The sequence below is a fragment of the Exiguobacterium sp. s26 genome (genome assembly GCF_018618235.1).
Lineage (GTDB): Bacteria > Bacillota > Bacilli > Exiguobacteriales > Exiguobacteriaceae > Exiguobacterium > Exiguobacterium chiriqhucha.
Genome location: NZ_JACSLS010000028.1, coordinates 1 through 1,492 on the forward strand (window position 1 = coordinate 1; position 1,492 = coordinate 1,492).

1 protein-coding gene is annotated in these 1,492 nt (G+C 54.6%); it reads right to left on the reverse strand.

What is annotated here, in order from left to right; genetic code table 11:
• Positions 1–50: 50 nt before the first annotated feature.
• Positions 51–1,381, reverse strand: a protein-coding gene (locus KNP82_RS15380) for an IS3 family transposase (protein ID WP_483299306.1) whose coding sequence is annotated in 2 segments (ribosomal slippage) — positions 51–1,000 and positions 1,000–1,381 — 1,332 coding nt in all. Because the reading frame shifts where the segments join, the coding sequence is not laid out codon by codon here.
• Positions 1,382–1,492: the final 111 nt, after the last annotated feature.

Genomic DNA, 1,492 nt, shown 5'->3' on the forward strand with positions numbered 1-1,492 from the left:
TTGAACTGAGCCCTGTTTTACGGACAGTTTAATAAAAAGTGCCTCGAATTCTATGCGGCGATCAGATGGCTCCGGTATTGCTCCGGGGTCATCTTTTTTAGGTTCCATTGTTTGCGTTCGCTGTTGTAATAGTCGATGTAGGAGTCGACCATCGAACGAACCTCGTTGAGGTCAAGTGCCGATCGATGCTCGACATGATCTTTCAGATGTCCGAAGAAGGACTCGATTGGTGCGTTGTCGAGACAGTTCCCACGACGTGACATGGACTGGACCAACCCCAGTCCGCGAATCCGCGACTGATAGGCGGGATGGGTATAGTGGAACCCTTGGTCCGAATGGATCATCGCCTCAGGATGTAAGTTCCCGTTGAGGTGCTCTTCGAGCTTCCTCGTCGTGTGAAAGACGAGGTCCATGTGAAGGCTCGTCGACAGATGGTGCGCCACGATCTCACGTGTCGCGACGTCCTTCACACAGGAGAGATAGACGTTCTGTCCCTTTCGAGTAGGGAGATAGGTGATGTCCGTCACGAAAACCTTGCCCGGCTCGTCCTGGTCGAACTGACGGTTCAGACGATTCGGGACCGTCCTGTGTTCCTGTGTCGCCTTGGCGAGCTTCCGATATGCGTTCTTCGTGCGGATTTTCGTGATGATCCCGTATTTCCGCATCAGCCGAAGGATGCGCTTGTGGTTCATGGGTGATCCGATGAGGTCGAGCACCTCCATATAGAGCCCGCGATACCCGATCTTCCCGTGCCGACGATCGTGGAGCTGTTTCAGGAGAAGATAGTCCGCGTAGTCGCGCTCTTCCCGTAAGGAGTCTTCTTCCGCACGCTTGAGCCAGGCATAGTAGCCGCTTCGGCTCACACCCGCGATCTCGCAGAGTGGACGGACGAGGTTCTTCAGACGGAACGTCCGGAGGACGGTGTTGATGACCTGATATCGCTCCGTCGGTGTCAGTCGGTTCGCTTCGCCCGCCCCTCGAACTCCTCGAGCTTTTTTAACAGCTCGTTCTCCGCCGTCAGATATTTGATGCGCGCCTCGGCCTTGGCGAGTCGTCGTTCGAGCGAGTCATCCTGCTTCGGACGCCCGCCGCCTGCGTTCGATTTCCCGCGACGTTCGGTCAACAGCCCCTCTGTGCCATAGGTTTGATAGGTGTTGCGCCAGCGTTCCAAGGCAGACTTCGCCTTCACACGTCCGATCACCGTCAGGTCGAAACCGGCCTCCTCGAAGATTTGGGAAGGACCCTTCCCTTTCTGATTCTCAAGGACGGCCCGTACCTTGAAGTCGCCCGTGTACTGGATCGACCGGTCCGAGACCGACTCGACGTTCGGATTTAACTCAAGCTGCCTGATCTGATGTTCGTTGAAGATGATTTTACTCATGGATGCGTTCCCCCGTCTGAATGAATAGGTTCATTATATCGATTCGATCGCACGCAAAAAACCCTGAATGAGCACTTTTTATCAAGTGTCTATCATTCAGGGTTCAGTTCA